We start from the raw sequence: 20,302 nt of genomic DNA, 5'->3' as shown, positions 1-20,302 counted from the left end.
GAACCGCAGCGGGCGCCCGAGCGTCCGGCGATACAGGCGTTGCTTCTTGTGGCGCTGCCATTGTGGGGAACGCTTGCTGCGCTGCAAGCGTATGTTGGGTCCGCGGGTGGTGCGCTGAACGTTCTGCTTGCTGCAGGGGCCATCGTGCTCGTCTGTTCGATTGCCATGATGCTCTTCGGCATTGCGCGACGCTTCGCGCTCTGTTGCGTGGGCGCGGGGTTGGCCTGCTTGTTGTTCGCGGGTCAGTCGGTTGCCTACGATGCGAGCCTTTCGGAAGTCGAATCCCTTACGGCGAGCGAACATGTGGTGCGAATCACGGGGGATGCCATCGAGGGCCAGTTCTCGGATTCGGCCACGGGCGAAGTGCTACTGCCTTCTGGTTCGCGCGTGCGCATCCGCCTTTCCGTTCCGTCGGGTTGTGCGCTTCGCTGCTGGGATGTCGTACGCGTTCGCGGCAAGGTGAAGCCTCCTTCGGAAAAATCGCTTGAGCAGCTTAGGCGCAAGGGGGTTGTTGGCGTGCTTGCGGCTTCATCGGTCGAGCAGCTCGAGGTGCCGGGCGTGGTGTCGGCTATCTCGTCCTTTCGCGCGAGCTGCGCATGCGCCATTCGCGACTGCATTGGCGAAGAAGCGTCCGATGGCAAGGCGCTTGTAAGCGCCATCGTGTTGGGGGAACGCGATGGGCTGCAATCGGGCGATTTGTATGGCTGCGTAAAAGCGTGTGGCCTCGCGCACATCGTGGCCGTTTCGGGTTCGCATCTCTCTATTCTCATGGCGTTGCTGCTCTATGCGTTCAAGCGCCTTCGCGTGGGGAAGGGCGCCGTCGTGGTTGCCTCGCTGGCCTTTATGGTTGCGTATGTCGTGTTCACGGGCGTGCCTCTTTCGGCGGTGCGCGCCATGTTCATGTCTTCGGCGATGATCTTGTCGTACGTTGCCAAACGCCGTGGCGCGTCGCAGGTGGCATTGGCACTCTGCATCATCGTCATGATTTCGTTCGACCCAACGGTTGCAACGCAGGTGTCGTTCTGCCTTTCCACGCTTGCGACGTTGGGCATCGTGCTATTCGCGCGCTACATGTCGTTGTGGGTATCCGCGCTGTTGCGGGGTAGGGTTCGTGCGCTTGCCGATGTCGTTTCGCTTACGCTATCGGCGAACGTATTTACCATTCCCCTTACGGCTTCGCTGTTCGCGCAGCTTTCTTTGGTGTCGCCTATCGCGAACGCCCTTGTGGGGCCGCTGTTTGGGGCGTTGTGTGGCGGTGGGCTTTGCATGGCGAGCTTGGCGGTATTCGCTCCGGCTGCCGGAGCGCCCCTGCTTGGATTGGTTTGCCTCTTCGCGCAGGCTATCGCCTTCTTCGTGCGTCTGTGCTCGTGCATTCCCTTCGCATGCGTGCCCGCATCGGGCGATGCTCCCATCTTGCTCACATGTGCGTTCATTGCCGTTGTCGTGCTGTATATCGCTTGGCCTAACCCAACACCTCGGCGTGCGCGTGCTGCCTTCGGGTTAGGCGTGGTTTCGCTCTGTGCGTTTCTGTTTCTGCCAGCTTGGCTGCATGGCGACGAAATCGTGATGCTCGACGTGGGGCAGGGCGATGCATTTGTGCTGCGCAGCGGTTCTCATGCAATGCTCATCGATACGGGCACGCATGATACGCAGGTGCTGGCGGGGCTTGCGCGGCATGGCATACGCTCGCTTGACGCCGTGCTCATCACTCACGCTGACGACGACCATTGCGGTTCGCTTCCCGCGATAGTGCAGTCCGTGCCCGTTGGCACGGTGTGCGTGGCGGCGGATCTGCCTACCTGTCCTTCCGGTAATTGCGCGAAGCTCATGCAGGCTATCGGCGGCACGCGCGTTACGGCGCTTGCATGCGGCGATGAGGTCTCTATCGGCCACTTTGCGCTTCGCATAGTGTCGCCCGCTTCATTTGCCTGCGAAGGAGGAAATGCCGACAGCCTTGTATGCGCCGTAACGTGCGATGCGAACTCCGATGGGGTCGTCGATGCGCGCGCCCTGTTCACGGGTGACGCGGAAAGCGAGGTGCTTGAACCGCTGAACGAAGCAGGGGAGCTTTGCGATGTCGACATTCTCAAGGTTCCGCATCATGGATCGCGCGTGGGCATGAGCGAGGCGCTACTGCGAACGCTTTCTCCCGAAATCGCCCTCATCAGCGTGGGCGAGGGGAATCGCTATGGGCATCCAACGCCCGATGCCCTTGAGTTGTTGCAAGGGTGTGGCGCTGCCGTCTTCCGCACCGATGTCGACTCAGATGTTGTGTGTGATGTAACGCCCTCGGGCATCGCCGTTCGCCCGAACGGTTAGAATAGACGCATGACTACTAAAAGCGAACAGGGGCTTCTCCCCGCATACCTGGTTACCGGCGCCGACGATCTGAAGCGCGAGACGGTCGTCAAGCGCTTGCGTCAGCGCGTCGCAAAGGAAGGCGACCTCGAGTTCAACTCCGATACGTTCTCGGGCGAGAGCGACACGGGCGAATCCATCGTGGCCGCATGCAACACGCTTCCCTTCGCCAGCAACGTTCGCATGGTGCTCGTTACCGCCGTCGAAAAGCTCAAGAAGGCCGACCAAGAAGCGCTCGTGCAGTATCTTGGCGAGCCCTCGGCTACCACGGTGCTCTGCCTCGTATCCACTGGCTTGGCAAAGAACACGCGCCTGTACAAGGCTGCCGCCAAGGTAGGCAAGCAGGCGGTAATCGATTGCACTCCGCCCAAGCACGCGGAGCTTCCCAACAAGGTGCGTGCCATGGCCACCTCGCATGGCGTCACCGTCACGCAGGCGGCTGCCACCACGTTGGTCGACCTTGTGGGTGACAATACCGTGCAGCTCGATTCGCAAATTCAGAAGCTCGCGCTCGCTCACCGCGGAAGCGACCCCATCAACGAAACCGAAGTCCTGAACATGGTCAGCCGCACGGCGGAAATGAAGCCGTGGGATTTCACCGACGCGTTTTCCGAGCGCAACCTGAAGAAGTGCCTGCTCGTGCGCTCGCGACTGGATAGCATGACGCCCTTCGCGCTCATGTCGATGTGCACCACGCGCATCCGCGAGCTCATGATCGCGCGCGCTCTTCTGCAGCGTGGGCGCATCAACGACCTTCCTGGCGTGCTCCATGCTCCCGCTTGGCGCGTTAAGCGTCATGCCATGTGGGCGCGCAGCTTCACCAGCGAGGAATTGCATCAGGCTCTCATTGGCGCGCGCGATGCCGAAGCCGCCATGAAGAGCGGTTCCGATGCGGAAACGGTCTTCCAGAACTGGGTCATTTCGGTTGTGACCCGATCCAAGTAAGTCGCGTAGCACGCGAAACAAGCCCAGTAATACAGAAGAGCCGCTCGAATGAGCGGCTCTTCCCACTTGATATGCGAACGAATCCGTTCGAAAAGAGTATACCTTATTCGGCGGACTCTTCGGCTTCGGCGGCAGCTTCAGCGGCAGCAGCTTCGGCCTTCTTCTTGGCGGCTTCAGCTTCAGCCTTCTGGGTGGCCTTGCGGTTCTTTTCCTTGACCTTGGCGGCCTCTTCCAGAGCGGCAATCTTGGCAGCCTTGGCAGCAGCCTTCTTCGTGCCGCCCTTGGCTACGGGAGCCTTCTTTTCGGGGGCCTTGTAGTTCTTGCGGTCCTCTTCGGTGGCAACCGTGTTAGCGAGCTTCATGATGCCGCTCTTGCGGTTGGAAGCCTGGTTCTTGTGGATAACACCCTTGGAAGCGGCGCGGTCCATCAGCTTGCAAGCGTAATGAGCAGCTTCGAGGGCCTTGGGGCCGTCCTGCGCAGCAACGGCGTCCTTGACGGCGCGGGTTGCGGTCTTCAGCTCGGAACGGACAGCGCGATTGCGCATACGAGCCTTCTCGTTGGTAATGATTCGCTTCTTCTGGCTTTTGATGTTCGCCACGTCTGTATCCTCCGTTAATACCAAATGTTTCAAACGAAAACTTTGAAATCGTAGCACAATCCATGTGCATTGGGTACCTCTAAGCGACCAAAATACTCACATTAACTGAATTCTGGTTAATGCTTGTATTCATCGAACGTGGTACATTCGTTGCAAGCACGGCTGGACGTAGTATCTGCGCTCCGACCACGGTTATAGTAATAGAGAAGAGGGGACACATGAGGCTGAACGTGCGCAAATCCACAATTACACACCATACGACGTTCTCTTTCCGCAGCGCGACGCTATTCGCGTGCCTTAGCGCGGCCGCGCTCATGTGCGCCCTGTTCCTGGGTGGTTGCGGCTCCCGGGGGCACCAGATCGTTTCCCCCAATCAAACGTGCACCACGTGCCATGGGGAAAAGACCACCTACGGAACCACCGCCCATAACGATGCCGTGCGCTCGAACAACACGGTGACGGTGAACACGAAGGCCGATAAGGTTTCCATCTGCACTCCGCTGTTTACCTCGTCCGATGGTACCGCGTACACGCCCATTCTCGACCATACCGAAAGCGTTGCGGGCGGCTCCGCCACGCTTTCGCTCGACGATGGCGTGTGGGCCATCTGCCTCGACAACGGCGATTCGTCTGTTGGTCAAATCGTGGTTGTAAGCTCCGACGAATCCGAATCGGCGTCGATTACGCTATAGTTCTATGCATGAGCATAGATCCTAATTACATACGAAACTTCAGCATCATCGCGCATATCGACCACGGCAAGTCCACCATTTCCGACCGCATTCTGGAAATGACGGGCACGGTGGCTCAGCGCGACATGCAGGAGCAGCTGCTCGATTCCATGGATATCGAGCGCGAACGCGGTATCACCATCAAAAGCCAGGCGGTTCGTGTCGATTACACGGCCGACGACGGTCAGGTATACCATTTCAACCTTATTGATACCCCAGGTCACGTCGACTTTACATACGAGGTCTCGCGAAGCCTGGCTGCATGCGAGGGCGCGGTTCTCGTGGTCGACGCCACGCAGGGCGTGGAAGCGCAGACGGTCGCGAATGCCATGATGGCCATGAACGCCAATCTGGAAATCATTCCGCTCATCAACAAGATCGACCTGCCCTCCGCCGAGCCCGAACGCGTGCGCGAGGAAATCGAAGACGCGTTGGCCATTCCCGCCGACGATGCGGTTCTCGCTAGTGGCAAAACGGGCATCGGCGTGCATGACCTGCTGGAATCGGTGGTGTACAACATCCCCGCGCCGCAGGGCGACCCGAATGCGCCGCTGCGCGCTCTCATCTTCGACTCGTACTTCGATGCCTATCGCGGCGTTGTGGCCCTGGTGCGCATCGTCGACGGCACCATGCGCAAGGGCGAGCGCATCCGCATGATGGCCACGGGCGCAACCACGCACGTGGAAGAAGTTGGCGTGCGCCGTCCTGCGGAAGTTGCCGCTGATTCGCTTTCCGTTGGCGAGGTAGGGTACCTGGTCACGGGCTTGAAAGACACTTCCATGGTGAAGGTGGGCGATACGGTAACGTTGGCAACTGGTGGCGTGGAAGAGCCCCTGCCCGGCTATCGCGACGCGAAGCCCATGGTGTACACGGGCATGTTCCCCATCGACAGCGACCAGTATCCCGACCTGCGCGATGCGCTCGACAAGCTCTCGTTGAACGACCCGGCCCTGCGCTACGAACCTGAAACGAGCCACGCACTCGGCTTCGGCTTCCGCGTTGGCTTCCTGGGCCTTCTGCATATGGAGGTGGTGAAGGAGCGCCTCGAGCGCGAATTCGACCTCGACCTTCTGGCCACGGCTCCCAGCGTGGAATACCACGTGTACAAGACGAATGGCGAGATGATCAGCCTGCATTCGCCGCAGGATATGCCTGACCCGGGCGAAATCGAGCATATCGAGGAGCCCTACCTGAAGGCGAAGATCCTCATTCCGCCCGATTACGTGGGCGCGGTCATGGACCTCACGGTCGCGCGCCGCGGCACGTTCGTCACCATGAACTACCTGTCGCAGCAAACGGTCGAGATGATCTGGGAGCTCCCGCTTTCCGAGCTCATCCTCGATTACTTCGACAAGCTGAAGAGCAACACGAAGGGCTACGCCTCGCTCGACTATGAGTTCGATGGCTACAAGCCCAGTCGTCTGGTGAAGCTCGACATCCTGCTTTCCGGCAAGCCCATCGACGCGCTGTCGTTCATCGTGCATCGCGACAAGGCGTACGACCGCGGCAAGGTGCTCTGCGAGAAGCTCAAGGAAATCATTCCGCGCCAGATGTTCGAGGTGCCCATCCAAGCAGCTGTGGGCGGGCGTGTTCTGGCTCGCCAAACGGTTAAGGCGAAGCGCAAGGACGTTCTTGCGAAGTGCTATGGCGGCGACATCAGCCGCAAGCGCAAGCTTCTGGAAGCGCAGAAGCGCGGCAAGAAGCGCATGAAGAATATTGGCAGCGTTGAAGTGCCGCAAGAGGCATTCATGGCGATTCTGAAGGTGGATGACTAATGGCGCGCTCCGAACAATACGATTGGCTCGACGATCCGTTCGACGAGAAGAAGAACGCCCAGCTGAAGCAGGGTATGAGCGGTGGCAGCAAGCTTGCCATCGTGCTCGGGTGCGCTGGCGTGCTCGTTGTGGCGTTCGTCCTCGTCGTGTTCCTGATGCTTGGCGTAACCAGTGCGTTGGGCAGCATGTAGCGGCGAGCGTCCATGCACGATTACCGTTCCTTTTTGCAAGATCACCGCGTGATGCTTGCGCCCCTGGCGGGTGTGAGCGACCGCGTTATGCGCCAGCTCTGCATCGAGCAGGGCGCCCAGCTCACGTTCACCGAGATGGTGAGCGCGAAGGGTCTTTCGTATGGCAACGAGCGCACGGAAGACCTGCTAGAGCTTGCGCCCAACGAGGATATCGTCGGCGTTCAGATTTTCGGCCACGAGCCCGACGTCATGGCGTCCCAGGCCTCGCGCTTGTGCGAGACGGTGGGGGAGAAGCTCGCCGTCATCGACATCAACATGGGTTGCCCCGTTCGCAAGCTCGTTACCAAGGGCGATGGCAGCGCGCTCATGAAGGACCCCCTGCTCGCGCAGCGCATCGTGGAAGCGGTCGTTTCCGCATCGAGCGTTCCCGTTACCGTGAAGTTCCGCAGGGGCTATAACCTCGACTGCGAAAGCGCTCCCGAATTCGCCCGTCGCATGGAGCAGGCGGGCGCGAGCGCCGTTACCGTGCATGGCCGATACGCTGCGCAAATGTATCGTGGCGATGCCGATTGGGGCGTTATTGCCCGCGTGGTCGAAGCCGTTTCCATTCCCGTGGTGGGCAATGGCGATATCGCATCGGGAGCCGATGCGCTCGCCGTGATGGAGCAAACGGGTTGCGAAGCCGTGCTCGTAGCGCGCGCTGCCCGGGGCAATCCCTGGGTGTTCGCCGATATCCGCGCAGCCCTCGAGGGGCGCGAAGCGCCCATTCCGCCCACGCCAGCCGAACGCGTTGCCATGGCGCGCCGCCATGCGCATTTGCTCTACGAGTGGGAGCCACGTGCCCTGGTGCGCATGCGCAAGATGGGCAGCTGGTATTGCAAGGGTCTCGACGGTGCCTCTGCTGCGCGTGGCATGTTGAATGCATGCTCCACCATCGAGGAATACGACCGTGCGTTCGACCAGCTCGAACGGCACTTGCGGGAGTGCTAGATGCACGATCCGTATAAGGCGCTCTACATTCACGTACCCTTCTGCAAGCAGCGTTGTCGCTACTGCGATTTCGCTACGCAGGCCGTGCCCGCCACGTCTCCGCTCATCCGCGAGTACGTCGACGCGACGGTAATGGAAATTCGCCGCGCGGGGAAGCAGGGGCTCCTTTCCGAAATCGAGACCGTCTATTTGGGTGGGGGAACGCCCTCGTTCATCGGCTTGGGCCCCCTCACCGAAATCATGTACATCCTCGGCCTGTCGATGCACCTTACCGATCAGGTGGAATGCACGATGGAGGCCAATCCTGATAGCCTGAGCGAGCGCATGGTGAACGACATGTGGGCGCTTGGCGTGAATCGCCTTTCCATTGGCGTGCAGAGCTTCGACGACGACGTGCTGCGCATTCTGGGGCGCGTTCACGATGCGAATGCGGCGCGCGAAGCCGTGAACATGGCCCATGGTCGCTTCCAGAACGTGAGCATCGATTTGATGTGCGGCATTCCCGGCCAGAGCGAGGAGAGCTTCCGCGAAAGCGTGCGCGAGGCCATCGAGCTGGGCGTAACGCACGTAAGCGTCTATCCGCTCGCCATCGAGCCAGGCACGCCCTTTGACGAGCTCGTTTCGCGTGACGCCATGCCCATGCCTGATGATGATGTGGAGGCGACGCACATGAGCATCGCCTCGAGCATGCTTGCCGAGGCGGGCTTCGAGCGCTACGAGGTGGCAAATTACGCGAAGCCCGGGTTCCAGAGCCGCCATAATACGGCGTATTGGACGGGCAAGCCCTATCTGGGCATCGGCCCTTCGGCGGCCAGCATGATGCAGGATTCGCAGCGTCGCATGCGCAAGCAGGACGGCGTCGTTACCGACGATCTGAATGCGCGCCAGATGCGCGTCGAGGACGTCATGCTCGGCATGCGCATGAGCAGGGGCGTTTCCGAAGAAACCCTTGCGCATGCATGCGAGCTCGCGCCCGAGTTGCGCGCTGTGATGGAGTCGCTCGTGCAGAGCGGGCTCGTGAATCACGCGAACGGACGCTGGACGCCCACCGAACGTGGTTGGCTTTGCGGCAACGAGCTCTACGGTGCCATTTTCGACGTCGCGCCGTAGCCGTGGTTACCCGTGCGTAAACGCCGGGTTGCGCTTCGGACGCTTTTCGTTTTCTCACGTGGGTTCACTGTGACAGATTGGTGTCGTTTTAGCACTTGAAGGGCGCGGCTGCTAGAATGCTCACGAGGTATTGTACGGCCCGCCGGTAGGTGGGCTTTTTAGAATGGCGATTACGCGAAAGGAGGGCCATGCTTTCGGATAGGCGACAGCGCGTTTTAGCTGCGCTCATCGAGGAATACGTTTCCCATGCATTGCCCGTTGGTTCGCGTACGCTCGTTCAAAATTACAATCTCGGCGTCAGCTCTGCCACGGTGCGCAACGAGCTCTCCGTGCTTGAAGACGACGGCTACATCACGCAGCCGCATACGTCGGCTGGTCGCATTCCCACCGATTTCGGCTACCGTTCCTTCGTCGATGATCTGCTGAAGACGCAGTTCGCCGATGAGGGGCTCGACGAGGACGCTCGCCGAGCTGCCGATAATCTGCGCGAAAGCGCCTCCGAGCTCGACGACCTTATCGAGAAGACCACGTCGGCGCTGGCGCGTTTCACCAACAACCTCACCATCGTGCTTCCGCCTAGCACGCTGCGTCTCGATATCAAGCAGGTCACGTTCGTGTCGCTGTCGTCAAATCGCGTGCTCGCGATTGTGGTAACGGAAGACGGTCAGGTGCTGAACAGGCATATCGATTTCGTCGACCCTATCGACACGGGCGATTTGGCTTCTGCTCAGAACGCCCTCAACCGCGTGTTCGCGGGCAAGGGGCTCGATGAAATCAGCGACGATTTCAACGAGGAGGCCGCTGAAATCCTGCGCGACCCGCTCGTGTCGGTGCTCTTCGAGGAAGTGCTCGCCTGCCTGCGCGAAGGCGATAGCGGCCACGCGCGCAGCCTGGGGCTTTCCACGATGGTCAGGCAACCGGAGTTCGAACGCGCGCAGAACCTCATGCCCGTGCTCGAGGTTCTGGAAGACGATACCGTGCTCATGCAGATTCTGAAGGATTCGCCGGCCGATTCCACGTCGGTGCGCATCGGGCACGAAAACGCATCCTCGCAGCTTTCGGGCGTTTCGGTCATCGCAGGCCGCTACGGCCGCGGGGCGAGCGAGGGCGTCGTTGCCGTCATCGGCCCAACGAGAATGGACTACGCCCAGGTCATACGCGCGGTCAACGTCGCGCGCCGCGCCTTGGGCGATGAATAGTGTTACCGCGCCTCCGGGCGTATAGAAAGGAAAGGCATTAGCTGTATGGCAAGGGATCTCTACGAGGTACTCGGCGTCGAGAAGACGGCGAAGGACGATGAGATTAAGAAGGCTTTTCGTCGGAAGGCCCGCCAGCTTCACCCCGACGTCAACAAGGCCGAAGACGCCGAAGACCAGTTCAAGGAACTGAACGAGGCGTATGACATCCTCTCCGACGCCAACAAGCGCGCTCAGTACGACCGTTTCGGAACCATCCCCGGTGCCAGCGGCGGCGGCCAGCCCTACGTCGATTTCGACGATATCTTCGGCGGCGGCTTTGGCATGGGCGACCTGTTCAGCAGCTTCTTCGGGGGCGGCATGGGCGGCGGTGGCGCACGCGTGCGTCGCGAGGGTCGCGACATGGGCGTGGGCCTGCGCCTCACGCTCGAGGAAGTTGCCACGGGCGTCAAGAAGGAAATCATCTACGACCGCCTTGCTCCGTGTCCCGAATGCGGCGGCAGTGGCCTGGGCGAAGACGGCAAGGAAGTAACCTGCCCCGAATGCCATGGCCAGGGTCGCGTCGTCACCGTGCAGCGTACCTTCTTGGGCGACATGCAAACGGCCACCACGTGCCCCAAGTGCGGTGGCACGGGCCAGACCATTGAAAACCCCTGCACCGAGTGCGATGGCCAGGGTCGCGTGCCCGACCGCCAGCACGTTTCCGTGGAAGTGCCCGTGGGCATTCGCGACGGCCAGCAGCTGCGTCTTTCCGGATACGGCGAGGCTGGCATGCGCGGCGCCGCTTCGGGCGATCTCATCGTCACGTGCCGCGTGATGCCGCATGATTTCTTCCAGCGCGACGGCGATAACCTCCACACCAGGGTGAACGTGTCGGTCGTGCAGGCGTGCCTGGGCGCCGATATCGAAGTCGAGGGCATCATGCCTGACGAAACGGTGTCCGTTTCCATTCCCGCCGGCTGCCAGAACGAACAAGTGGTGCGCGTGCGTGGCTTCGGCATGCCCCGCTTCAAGAGCGATGCGCGTGGCGACCTGTTCGTGCATGTCAGTGTCGTGGTTCCCAAGAAGCTCTCCAAGCGCGAGCGCGAGCTGCTGGAAGAGCTGGCGAAGGAAATGGGCGAGGAGTACGCCGAAGAGCGTACGCGCTTCCAGAAGATCAAAGACGCTTTCAACTAGGATGCCATGAGTCTGCCCCGGTTTTTCCTGGATGACCAGGTTCTCTCTGCTGAAACCGAAGAGGTGTTCCCGCTGCGCCTCTCCGCCGAGGATGCGAAGCATGCGCGCGTGCTTCGCCTGGCGCCTGGCGAGCATATTGCGGTAATCGACGCTACGAGCGACTACTTCGAGTGCGAGATCACCGATGCGTCCGATGGCCTCATGGTGCGCATAGCCTCTCACGAACATGCTCCCTCGGCTGGCCCCGAGGTCGTTCTTTTGCAGGGGCTCGCCAAGGCCGACAAGATGGAGACCGTCATCCGCCACGCCACCGAAATCGGCGTTTCCGCGTTCGTGCCCCTCATCTGCGATCGAAGCGTCGTGAAGCTCGACGCGAAGAAGGAGGGCAAGCGTCTTGCGCGCTGGCGTTCCATCGCGAAGAGCGCTGCCATGCAGTCGGGCCAGATGCGCATTCCCGAAATACACGAGCCCGCAACCGTGAAGGCTGCGGCTGAAGCCCTGTTGGGCGCCACGGCGGTCATCGTTTGCTGGGAAGAGGCGCGCGAAGGCGGCATCAAGCAGGCGATCGAACGCGGGCTTGCCCATAACGCCTGCATTCCCGCCGATGCGCGCGTGGCCGTCGTCGTGGGTCCCGAGGGTGGGCTCACCGAGGCGGAAGTACGGGCCTTTCACGAGTTCAATGCATGTGCGAGCACCGTCACGCTTGGCTCGAGCATCCTGCGCACCGAAACCGCGGGCATCGTCGCGCCTGCGCTCGTCATATACGAACTGGGCGGTCTTCGATGAGGGCCCGCATCGTCAATTTGGGCTGCAAGGTAAATCGCGTCGAGTCCGACGCCTTTGCGGCCGACCTCCTTTCGCTGGGCTTCTCCGTCGCCGATGACGACCCCGATTGCGTCATCGTGAACACCTGCACGGTCACGGGCGAGGCCGAAAAGAAGACGCGCAAGGCCGTGCGCCGCGAATTACGCGATTATCCCCAGGCCAATGTGCTGGTTACGGGGTGTGCTGCGGCTATCGACGCGGACGAGTTCACCAGCATGAGCGAGCGCGTCATCGTCGTTCCGAAGACGCAAGTCGTCGATGTGTGCCTTGAATGCTGTGGCTTGTCGCGCGAATCCGTTGTTCCCGCATCGTCGGACGTGCGCTTCGGAGATGGCTTCCCATCGCGCGTGGGGCTGAAGATCCAGGATGGCTGCAACAATGCCTGCACCTACTGCATCGTGCACGTGGCGCGCGGCAGGTCCGTCTCGGTTCCCCTGGCCGATTGCGTGCGAGAAGCGCGCGAGCTCGTTGCCGCGGGCGCGCGCGAGCTCGTCCTTACGGGCATTAACCTGGGCGCCTATCGCGATGGCGACGCGCGTCTCTCCGACGTGGTGCGTACCCTTCGCAGGGAAGTTCCTCAGGCGCGCATTCGCATTTCCAGCGTCGAGCCGCGTGACATCACCGACGAATTGCTGGATAGCATCGCGGAAGCCGATGGAATGGTGTGCCGCCATCTGCATTTGCCCCTGCAGTCGGGCAGCACGCGCGTCCTGCGCGAAATGGCACGCCCGTATTCCGCCGAGCGCTTCCTCGATATCGTGAATCGTTCGCGCGAAATCATCCCCGATTTGTCGCTTTCCACCGACATCATCGTGGGCTTCCCGGGCGAAACCGACGAGGACTTCCAGGAGACGCTTCGCATGGCGCGCCTGTGCGCGTTCAGCAAGATTCACGTCTTCCGCTATTCGCGTCGCGTGGGCACTCCCGCGGCCGAGCGCGCCGACCAGGTAGACCCCCATATCGTTGCCCAGCGCGCCGATGAGCTCGCTCGCCTGGGCGACGAGCTGCGCCTTGAGCAGGCCCGTGCGCGCTTGGGGAAGAGCGAGCTCGTGCTTATCGAGCAGAACGGCCTGGGAACCACGGAATCGTACTATCAGGTTGCGCTTGACGACCGTTTTCCCGATAGCGGTCTAGTATCCTGTGAATTGAAAACCGTCGACGAGAATGGTGTATTCAGCGTATGACAGACATGGAAACGAGCGTTTCGCTAACCGCCCCCGATACGGTGGACATGGCCAAGGTCGTGGGTCCGCAAGACGAGCTTCTGCGCTTCATCGAGGACGCGTATCATGCGAGCATCCTCGTGCGCGGGAACACCGTGCGCATTTCGGGTGAGCAAGTTGAAGTGGATTCCGTATCCTCGCTGTTCACCGACCTCTTTTCGTATGTGCGCGAGGGCGGCACGCCCAATCGCGCGTACGTGCAGCATGCCATCGAGCTTCTGCGCACGGGCGAGTTCGCGCCGCGCGCCTTGCGCGACGACGTGGTGCTTTCGCATCGCGGGCGCTCCATTCGTCCGAAAACCGCCGGTCAGAAGCGCTATGTCGACGCCATTCGCAAGAACACCATTACGTTTGGCATAGGCCCCGCGGGTACGGGCAAGACGTATCTTGCCATGGCGATGGCCATCCGCGCGCTGCGTCAGCACGAGGTAAGCCGCGTCATCCTCTCGCGCCCCGTGGTTGAAGCAGGCGAGAACCTCGGATTCCTCCCCGGCACGCTCAACGAGAAGATCGACCCCTATATCCGCCCGCTCTACGACGCGCTCTTCGAGATGATGGACCCATCGCGCGCTCAGGCGTACTTGGAAGACGGCACCATCGAAATCGTCCCGCTCGCGTATATGCGCGGTCGTACGCTCGACAACAGCTTCATCGTGCTCGACGAGGCGCAGAACACCACGCCTCAGCAGATGAAGATGTTCCTCACGCGTCTTGGCTTCGCGTCGAAGATGGTCGTTACGGGCGATATCACCCAGCTCGATCTTCCGCGCGGCGTTTCGGGCTTGCGCCAGGTGCGCGGCATTCTGTCTGATGTACCCGATATTGCGTTCTGCGAGCTTTCCCGCACAGATATTGTGCGTCATTCTCTCGTATCCGCTATCGTCGACGCGTATAATCGTGCCGAGGAGGCACGTGCGCTCTCCTCTTCCGAAAGCGCTCCCAACCACGTATCTCAGGTGCAATCCGCGCATCGGGAAGGATAGGAATGGAAATCACCGTCAATTACGAATACGGCAAGGAAGACGTCGAGGGCCTGCCCATCGCCGAGCTCGCCGAGTTCGTTGTTTCCGCTGAGGGGAAACCTGCCAGCACCGAAATGTCCATCAGCTTCGTCGACGACGAGGAAATGACGCGCCTGAACGAAGGCTACCGCGGCAAGCAGGGTCCCACCGATGTCCTCTCGTTCGAATGCGATAACCTCGATGACGAATTCGACGTCGACGCCCCCGAAGATGCTCCGTACGAGCTGGGCGACATCGTGATTGCCGTCGATGTCTGCAAGCGCCAGACGCAGGAATACGGCACCACGTTCCAGGAAGAGCTCGAGCTCCTCATCACGCATGGCTGCCTGCACCTGTGTGGCTACGATCATATCGTCGACGAGGAAGCCGAGGTCATGGAAGCGCGCGAGCGCGAGCTTCTTGCGGCGTGGCGGGATAGATCGTGAAGCCCGGCGCGGGAAAAACCCCATTCGCGAAGTCGTTCAAATACGCCGTCGAGGGTGTAATCGAGGCGTATAGAACGGGGTTCAATATTCGCGTGCAGACCGCCGCCGCCGTTTTGGTGGTTGTTCTGGGGCTCCTTTTCTCGATTCAGCCGTGGGAATGGTGCGCCGTTCTCATTTGCTGCGGGCTGGTGGTTGGCGGCGAGTGCATTAACTCCGCCATCGAAGATGCCGTCGACCTCGCAAGCCCGCAATTGCACCCCACGGCGAAGGCCGCCAAGGATATGGCTGCCGGCGCCGTGTACGTGTTCTCTATCGTTTCCTTCATCGTGGGATGCATCGTGTTCGTCCCGCATGTTCTTACCTTTCTAGGGTGGTAACCATGGAATTCTCCGAAGATTTCCGCTCGGGGTTCGTCACGCTCATCGGGCGCCCCAACGCGGGCAAGTCAACGCTCATCAATGCCATCATGGGCAAGAAGGTGGCCATCACTAGCGATACTGCGCAAACCACGCGCCATCGTTTCCGCGCCGTCGTCACGCGCGACGATTACCAGCTCGTGTTGGTGGATACCCCGGGTCTGCATAAGCCGCACGACGTGCTGGGCGAAGAGCTCAACGAGTCGGCCATTCAGGCGCTCGACGGTATCGATGCCGTGGCGTTTTTGCTCGACGCGTCGAAGCCCGCAGGCCGCGGCGACGAATGGGTCGTTCGACAGATTTCCGCCGTGAAGGCGAAGAAGATCCTCGTCATCACCAAAACCGACCTGGTCGATGCCGAGACCATCGCCAAGCAGCGCGCTGCCGCCGAGGCGCTGGGCACGTGGGATGCCGTCATCGAGGTTTCCTCGGTTACGGGCGATGGGGTAGAGGCGTTCATGGAAACGGCTTCCAGCCTCCTTCCCGCTGGTCCCCAGTGGTTCCCCTCCGATATGGAGACCGACCAGCCCACCGAGGTGCTCATCGCCGAGTTCATCCGCGAGAAGATCCTCCGCTCCTTCCACGACGAAGTGCCCCATGCCATCGGCGTCGTCGTCGAGGAAATGGAATACGACGAGCGCAAGAACCTCGAGCGCATCTACGCGCTCATCTACGTCGAGCGCGATAGCCAGAAGGGCATTATCATCGGCAAGGGCGGGCGTGCCCTGAAGGCCATTGGCAGCGAGGCGCGCACCGACCTCGAGCAGATGCTCGGTTCGCGCGTGTTCCTCGACTTGCGCGTGAAGGTCCGCAAGAACTGGCGCCGCGACCTCAACCAGATCAGGCGCTTCGGCTACGGAGAAGGCATGTAGTGGCAAGCCCCACCAAGGCATGCCGCGTGCTCGTGGTGCGCAAGACGAAGCTCCGCGAGACCGACCTCATCCTCTCGTTCCTGCATGAAGATGGCTCGCTGGGCCAGGCAATCGCCCGCGGGGCGCGCAAGCCTGGCAACACGTTTGCCTCGCGCCTCGAGTACTTCTGCGTCGCCGACGTGCTCCTCGCGCAGGGCAAGGGGCTCCCCATCGTCACCGAGGCGCGATGCGTTTGCTCGCACACGCGCCTGCGCGAAGACGTGGCCTTCAATGCCGCGGCCGCGCCTGTCATCGATGCTCTGGCCAAATGCGGTCAGCCCGAACTGCCCGTCGCGCGCTTGTTTGATATGGCCTGTGCCGCGCTTGACGCGCTTTGCGAATGTGACGAGTCCTCTGCTCCCGCTCTTTGCGCGGCGTTCCTCGTCAAGCTCTTCGCGATGCTCGGCTTTCGACCGCGCGTGTCCACGTGCGTCTCCTGCGGGAATGCGGTGTCGCTCGAAAATGGGGCATGGCGTGACTTCTCCTTCGAGGAGGGCGGATCCGTATGCGTCGAATGTCGCGCTCACGTGCAGACGCAGCGCATCGAGGCTTCCACGCTCTTGTGGGTGCGTGCGTTGTTGGGACAGCCCTTCGCGCACGTCGTCTCGTCGGACGTTCCGCTCGAGGCCTCCTTTTCCGTGCTCCACTTTGCGCATCAGTGGTTCCGCGAGCATATGGGCGTTAACCTGAAGTCGTTGAACTATTTGCTCACCTGCGGATTGTTCTAGCCGTTCGCCTTTTCGGGGCGCCGTTCGCGGGGCGCTGCCCCTTATGTGCAGTCAATGGTGCTTTCCCATACCGCGCTACTGCCAATTCCTGGGATGTGTATAATGAACAAGCTGCATTAGCAGGGCTTTCCCCTTAGCACGCACGCGCCACCTTGCATGCGTCCTCGGAGGAAAGATCAATACACGTTGCCCGCAAGGGCGGAATGAAAGGTGGAAGCATGGCTGATAAGCTGAGCATTTCCAAAGAGCGCGTAGCCGAACTCATGAAGGAATACGGTAAGAACGAGAACGATTCCGGTTCTGCTGAAGTGCAGGTCGCTATCCTCTCCGAGCGTATTCGCAACCTCACCGAGCACCTGAAGACCCACAAGAAGGACAACCATTCTCGTCGTGGCCTCATGATGCTCATCGGTAAGCGCCGCGGTCTGCTGAAGTACATCAAGAACCGCGACATCACCGAGTACCGTGAGCTCATCAAGAAGCTCGGCATTCGCGACAACGTGTAAATGCATAAAGCCCGCATCTCGCGGGCTTTTGCTTTTCGAGGCCGCAATATGCGGCTTCGGCGCGAACCGAACGGATGAGGTTCGCGTGTGACTGCGGTCGGCCGCGAAATGTATCGCGGTTGCTCGCGGCGGGGGTAGGCCCCGTCGAAGAAGCTTCGCCTCATAGGGAGGCGAGGGAAGAGAAAGTGAAATATGGAAAAAATCGTAGAAGAGTTCGAGCTATACGGTAAGAAGTATCGCTTTGAAACCGGCGAACTTGCCAAGCAGGCCACGGGTGCCGTTCTGGTTACCCAGGGTGATACCACCTGCCTGGTCACCGCTGTCGTGAGCAAGGAAGAGAAGGATTACGACTTCTTCCCCCTCACGGTCGACTTCATGGAGAAGATGTACGCCGTGGGCCGCATCCCCGGTGGCTATCTGAAGCGCGAGGGCAAGGCCAGCGACAAGGGCACCCTCACGGCTCGTCTCATCGACCGCCCCATCCGCCCGGGTTTCCCCGACGGCTTCAAGAACGAAGTGCACATCGTCGCAACCACGCTCGTCGTCGATGGCGATAACGCCCCCGACTGCATCTGCGTGAACGGCGCCTCCGCTGCGCTTCTCGTGGGTGGCGCCCCGTTCGATGGCCCCGCTGCCTGCGTGCGCGTTGGCCGCAACCCCGAAACGGGCGACTTCATCTGCAACCCCTCTTACGACGAACTGGAAGAGAGCGATCTCAACCTCACCATCGCCGGCACGGCCGATTACATCTCCATGGTGGAAGCCGGTGCCAAGGAAATCAGCGAGGAAGACATGCTCGCCGCCATGAACTTCGGCCAGAAGGCCATCGCGGAGTTCTGCGCCGCTCAGCAGCGTTTCCTCGACAAGGTTAACCCCCAGCCGCTGGAGTACACGGTCCATCAGGCCGATCCCTCCATCGCCGAGCGCGTCGACGCCCACTTCGACGAGATGAGCGCCGCTCTGCATGACGCCGACAAGCTTTCCCGCATCGGCAAGGTCGAAGAGCTGAAGGCCTCCATCAAGGCTAACGACTTCTCCGAAGAGGAGCAGGCTGCCTGGGGCTCCGACATCGCCGCTGCTTGCAAGGCCCTCGAGAAGCGCGCCATGCGCCGCATGGTCATCGAGACGGGCGAGCGCGCCGATGGCCGTACCGCCAAGGAAATCCGTCCGCTGTACATCCGTCCCGGGTATCTGCCCCGCGTGCACGGTTCCGGTCTTTTCCAACGCGGCCAGACGCAGGCCCTTTCCGTGTGCACCCTTGGCACGCTGCGCGAAGGTCAGCGCCTCGACACCATCGACCCCGCCGAGGGCAAGCGCTACATGCACCAGTACAACTTCCCGCCGTACTGCACGGGCGAAGTTGGCCGCATGGGCGCCCCCAAGCGCCGCGAAGTTGGTCATGGCGCCCTGGCGGAACGCGCCCTCCTGCCCGTTCTGCCCGACGAGGACACCTTCCCCTACGCCATCCGCGTAGTCAGCGAGGTCCTGGAATCCAACGGTAGCTCTTCCATGGCTTCCACCTGCGGTTCCACGCTCGCACTCATGGATGCCGGCGTGCCCATCTCGGCTCCCGTTTCCGGCATTGCCATGGGTCTCATCAAGGAAGGCGACGACGTCGTCATCCTGTCCGACATCCAGGGCTTGGAAGACTTCCTGGGCGACATGGACTTCAAGGTAACGGGTACCGAAAACGGCATTACCGCCCTTCAGATGGACAACAAGGCCCGTGGCCTGTCCACCGAAATCCTCGGTCGCGCCCTCGCGCAGGCCAAGGAAGGCCGTGCGTTCATCCTCGAGGCCATGCTCAAGGAAATCCCCGCGCCTCGTTCCGAGCTCTCCGAGTTCGCTCCGCGCATCGAGACCATCAAGATTCCGGTCGACAAGATTCGCGACGTCATCGGCACCGGTGGCAAGGTCATCCGCGGCCTGCAGGACGAAACGGGTGCCACCATCGAGGTCGAGGAAGACGGCACCGTGCATATCGCGGCCGTGGAAGGCCCTGCTGGCGAAGCTGCCAAGCAGGCTATCCTCGACATCGTCAAGGAGCCCGAAGTCGGCGAGATCTTCGAGGGCGAAGTCGTCGGCATCAAGGATTTCGGCGCATTCGTGAAGCTCACGGCCAGCAAAGACGGCCTGCTGCATATCAGCCGCATGGCCAATGGTCGCGTTGGTCGCGTCGAAGACGTTCTGAACCTGGGCGACGCCGTTAAGGTGCAGGTCATCGAAGTAGGCGAGAATGGCAAGATTAGCCTCGACCGCCTCGAGAAGCCCGATGCGCCCGAAGGTGCCGGCCGTCCCCGTCGCGAAGGCGGCGAGCGTTCCGAGCACGGCGATCGTCCGCGTCGTCGTCCCGGCGACCGCGGTGGCGACCGTGGCGGCAGGGGAGGCCATGGTCGCGACGACCATCGCAAGCCCCGCTCCCGCAACCGCGACTAATCGATAGTCGAATTCGCATTGCTGGAAAGGCGCCCTCCTGGGCGCCTTTCTTTGTGCGGCAATAATGCCGGTTCGCTTTCCGCAAATAGGCGCTTTGGGGTATCATTTGGTGCTATACGCAAAGGGGGTTGACGTGGATAACGACGCGAAGCATCAAATCGTCGCTGCGTACCAGCAGCTTGTTGCCAAGGGCGGATATCAGGTCATCTCGGTTACCGAAGTCGCAAACCGGGCTGGCGTCTCGCGTGCCACGTTCTATTACCATTTCAAGGATATCTACGACCTGGTCGATTTTCGGGAACGCGAGTACATCGATGCGCTGTTCCGGGAAATGCCCGACGATCAGGATGCCTGGTCGGGCGTGGTGGATATGATCGTCGACCTGTACGAATCCGACACGCTGCACATCTTCGGCGACTATGCGCACCTCGACCGCGACATCCTGCGCAAAATGAACTCCCGCCTCATCTACGATATCCTGAAGCGCTGCTTCGAACATGATTTCGTGAATTACGATGGTACCGACGAGGAGATCGAGTTCTTCCTGGTTACGCTTACGTATGCGCTCATTGGCATGGTGGAATCGGTGCTCGACCATTCGGTTGATGCCAAGCCGCGCGCCTATTTCAAGAAGCTCGATACGTACGTCGTCCAACCTTTCAAAGCGCGCATGGCCGAGCGCCTGTAGGATGCGAAAACGGCACCCCGCCGCGTTATCGCGTGCGGGGTGCCGTTGCTGT

At 61.1% G+C, this 20,302-nt stretch carries 20 protein-coding genes; 19 read left to right on the top strand and 1 reads right to left on the bottom strand.

All coding sequences use genetic code 11. The annotated features are described in order from the left end of the window. Positions 1-48 precede the first annotated feature (48 nt). Together AC04P6_RS00840 and holA are read left to right on the top strand one after the other, a co-directional pair. Positions 49-2,319, top strand: a complete 2,271-nt coding sequence (locus AC04P6_RS00840; RefSeq protein WP_475564696.1) for a DNA internalization-related competence protein ComEC/Rec2 — start codon at positions 49-51, stop codon at positions 2,317-2,319. Between the two features lie 9 nt (positions 2,320-2,328). Beyond that, positions 2,329-3,303, top strand: coding sequence for a DNA polymerase III subunit delta (gene holA / locus AC04P6_RS00835; protein ID WP_475564695.1), 975 nt, complete (start codon positions 2,329-2,331; stop codon positions 3,301-3,303). A gap of 103 nt (positions 3,304-3,406) precedes the next feature. Here holA and rpsT read toward each other — a convergent pair whose 3' ends face one another. Then, a complete protein-coding gene (gene rpsT / locus AC04P6_RS00830; RefSeq protein WP_475564694.1) occupies positions 3,407-3,901 on the bottom strand; it encodes a 30S ribosomal protein S20 in 495 nt (164 codons plus the stop codon). Between the two features lie 218 nt (positions 3,902-4,119). Here rpsT and AC04P6_RS00825 point away from each other — a divergent pair, with 218 nt between their 5' ends. The 17 genes from AC04P6_RS00825 to AC04P6_RS00745 all read left to right on the top strand — a co-directional run bounded on the left by AC04P6_RS00825 (position 4,120) and on the right by AC04P6_RS00745 (position 20,250). Beyond that, the gene (locus AC04P6_RS00825) at positions 4,120-4,593 is read left to right on the top strand and encodes a hypothetical protein (RefSeq protein WP_475564693.1); all 474 of its coding nucleotides are present in this window, start codon (positions 4,120-4,122) and stop codon (positions 4,591-4,593) included. A gap of 8 nt (positions 4,594-4,601) precedes the next feature. Beyond that, positions 4,602-6,407, top strand: a complete 1,806-nt coding sequence (lepA, locus tag AC04P6_RS00820; protein ID WP_475564692.1) for a translation elongation factor 4 — start codon at positions 4,602-4,604, stop codon at positions 6,405-6,407. Continuing rightward, positions 6,407-6,598 (top strand): hypothetical protein, encoded by a 192-nt coding sequence (locus AC04P6_RS00815; protein ID WP_475564691.1) that lies wholly within the window; start codon positions 6,407-6,409, stop codon positions 6,596-6,598. Before lepA ends, AC04P6_RS00815 begins: the two co-directional genes overlap by 1 nt. Before the next feature lie 51 nt (positions 6,599-6,649). Continuing rightward, positions 6,650-7,588, top strand: coding sequence for a tRNA dihydrouridine synthase DusB (gene dusB / locus AC04P6_RS00810; protein ID WP_475564707.1), 939 nt, complete (start codon positions 6,650-6,652; stop codon positions 7,586-7,588). Beyond that, positions 7,589-8,698, top strand: a complete 1,110-nt coding sequence (gene hemW / locus AC04P6_RS00805) for a radical SAM family heme chaperone HemW (protein ID WP_475564690.1) — start codon at positions 7,589-7,591, stop codon at positions 8,696-8,698. Positions 8,699-8,886: 188 nt separating this feature from the next. Beyond that, positions 8,887-9,897: a heat-inducible transcriptional repressor HrcA gene (gene hrcA / locus AC04P6_RS00800; RefSeq protein WP_475564689.1), complete on the top strand. Its 1,011-nt coding sequence runs from the start codon at positions 8,887-8,889 to the stop codon at positions 9,895-9,897. A 45-nt stretch (positions 9,898-9,942) separates the two neighbouring features. Then, positions 9,943-11,070, top strand: coding sequence for a molecular chaperone DnaJ (gene dnaJ / locus AC04P6_RS00795; protein WP_475564688.1), 1,128 nt, complete (start codon positions 9,943-9,945; stop codon positions 11,068-11,070). A 6-nt stretch (positions 11,071-11,076) separates the two neighbouring features. Next, positions 11,077-11,856, top strand: coding sequence for an RsmE family RNA methyltransferase (locus AC04P6_RS00790; RefSeq protein WP_475564687.1), 780 nt, complete (start codon positions 11,077-11,079; stop codon positions 11,854-11,856). Next, the gene (gene mtaB, locus AC04P6_RS00785; RefSeq protein WP_475564686.1) at positions 11,853-13,079 is read left to right on the top strand and encodes a tRNA (N(6)-L-threonylcarbamoyladenosine(37)-C(2))-methylthiotransferase MtaB; all 1,227 of its coding nucleotides are present in this window, start codon (positions 11,853-11,855) and stop codon (positions 13,077-13,079) included. The genes AC04P6_RS00790 and mtaB overlap by 4 nt, the downstream gene beginning before the upstream one ends. Beyond that, the gene (locus tag AC04P6_RS00780) at positions 13,076-14,101 is read left to right on the top strand and encodes a PhoH family protein (protein ID WP_475564685.1); all 1,026 of its coding nucleotides are present in this window, start codon (positions 13,076-13,078) and stop codon (positions 14,099-14,101) included. The genes mtaB and AC04P6_RS00780 overlap by 4 nt, the downstream gene beginning before the upstream one ends. 2 nt (positions 14,102-14,103) lie before the next feature. After that, positions 14,104-14,565: an rRNA maturation RNase YbeY gene (ybeY, locus tag AC04P6_RS00775; protein WP_475564684.1), complete on the top strand. Its 462-nt coding sequence runs from the start codon at positions 14,104-14,106 to the stop codon at positions 14,563-14,565. Continuing rightward, positions 14,562-14,942 carry a diacylglycerol kinase family protein gene (locus tag AC04P6_RS00770; protein WP_475564683.1) on the top strand — a complete coding sequence of 127 codons (381 nt, stop codon included), beginning with the start codon at positions 14,562-14,564 and terminating at the stop codon, positions 14,940-14,942. The genes ybeY and AC04P6_RS00770 overlap by 4 nt, the downstream gene beginning before the upstream one ends. A gap of 2 nt (positions 14,943-14,944) precedes the next feature. Beyond that, positions 14,945-15,853, top strand: a complete 909-nt coding sequence (gene era / locus AC04P6_RS00765; protein WP_475564682.1) for a GTPase Era — start codon at positions 14,945-14,947, stop codon at positions 15,851-15,853. Beyond that, the gene (gene recO, locus AC04P6_RS00760) at positions 15,853-16,620 is read left to right on the top strand and encodes a DNA repair protein RecO (protein WP_475564681.1); all 768 of its coding nucleotides are present in this window, start codon (positions 15,853-15,855) and stop codon (positions 16,618-16,620) included. The genes era and recO overlap by 1 nt, the downstream gene beginning before the upstream one ends. A 218-nt stretch (positions 16,621-16,838) precedes the next feature. Next, positions 16,839-17,126 carry a 30S ribosomal protein S15 gene (gene rpsO, locus AC04P6_RS00755; protein WP_074777282.1) on the top strand — a complete coding sequence of 96 codons (288 nt, stop codon included), beginning with the start codon at positions 16,839-16,841 and terminating at the stop codon, positions 17,124-17,126. Between the two features lie 192 nt (positions 17,127-17,318). Next, positions 17,319-19,562 carry a polyribonucleotide nucleotidyltransferase gene (locus AC04P6_RS00750; protein WP_475564680.1) on the top strand — a complete coding sequence of 748 codons (2,244 nt, stop codon included), beginning with the start codon at positions 17,319-17,321 and terminating at the stop codon, positions 19,560-19,562. A gap of 133 nt (positions 19,563-19,695) precedes the next feature. Next, positions 19,696-20,250 carry a TetR/AcrR family transcriptional regulator gene (locus tag AC04P6_RS00745; protein ID WP_475564679.1) on the top strand — a complete coding sequence of 185 codons (555 nt, stop codon included), beginning with the start codon at positions 19,696-19,698 and terminating at the stop codon, positions 20,248-20,250. Positions 20,251-20,302: the final 52 nt, after the last annotated feature.

The sequence above is a fragment of the Denitrobacterium sp. genome, assembly GCF_056180635.1.
The sequence above is the reverse complement of the archived record's forward strand: the minus strand, read 5'-3'. Positions and strand labels throughout refer to the sequence as shown.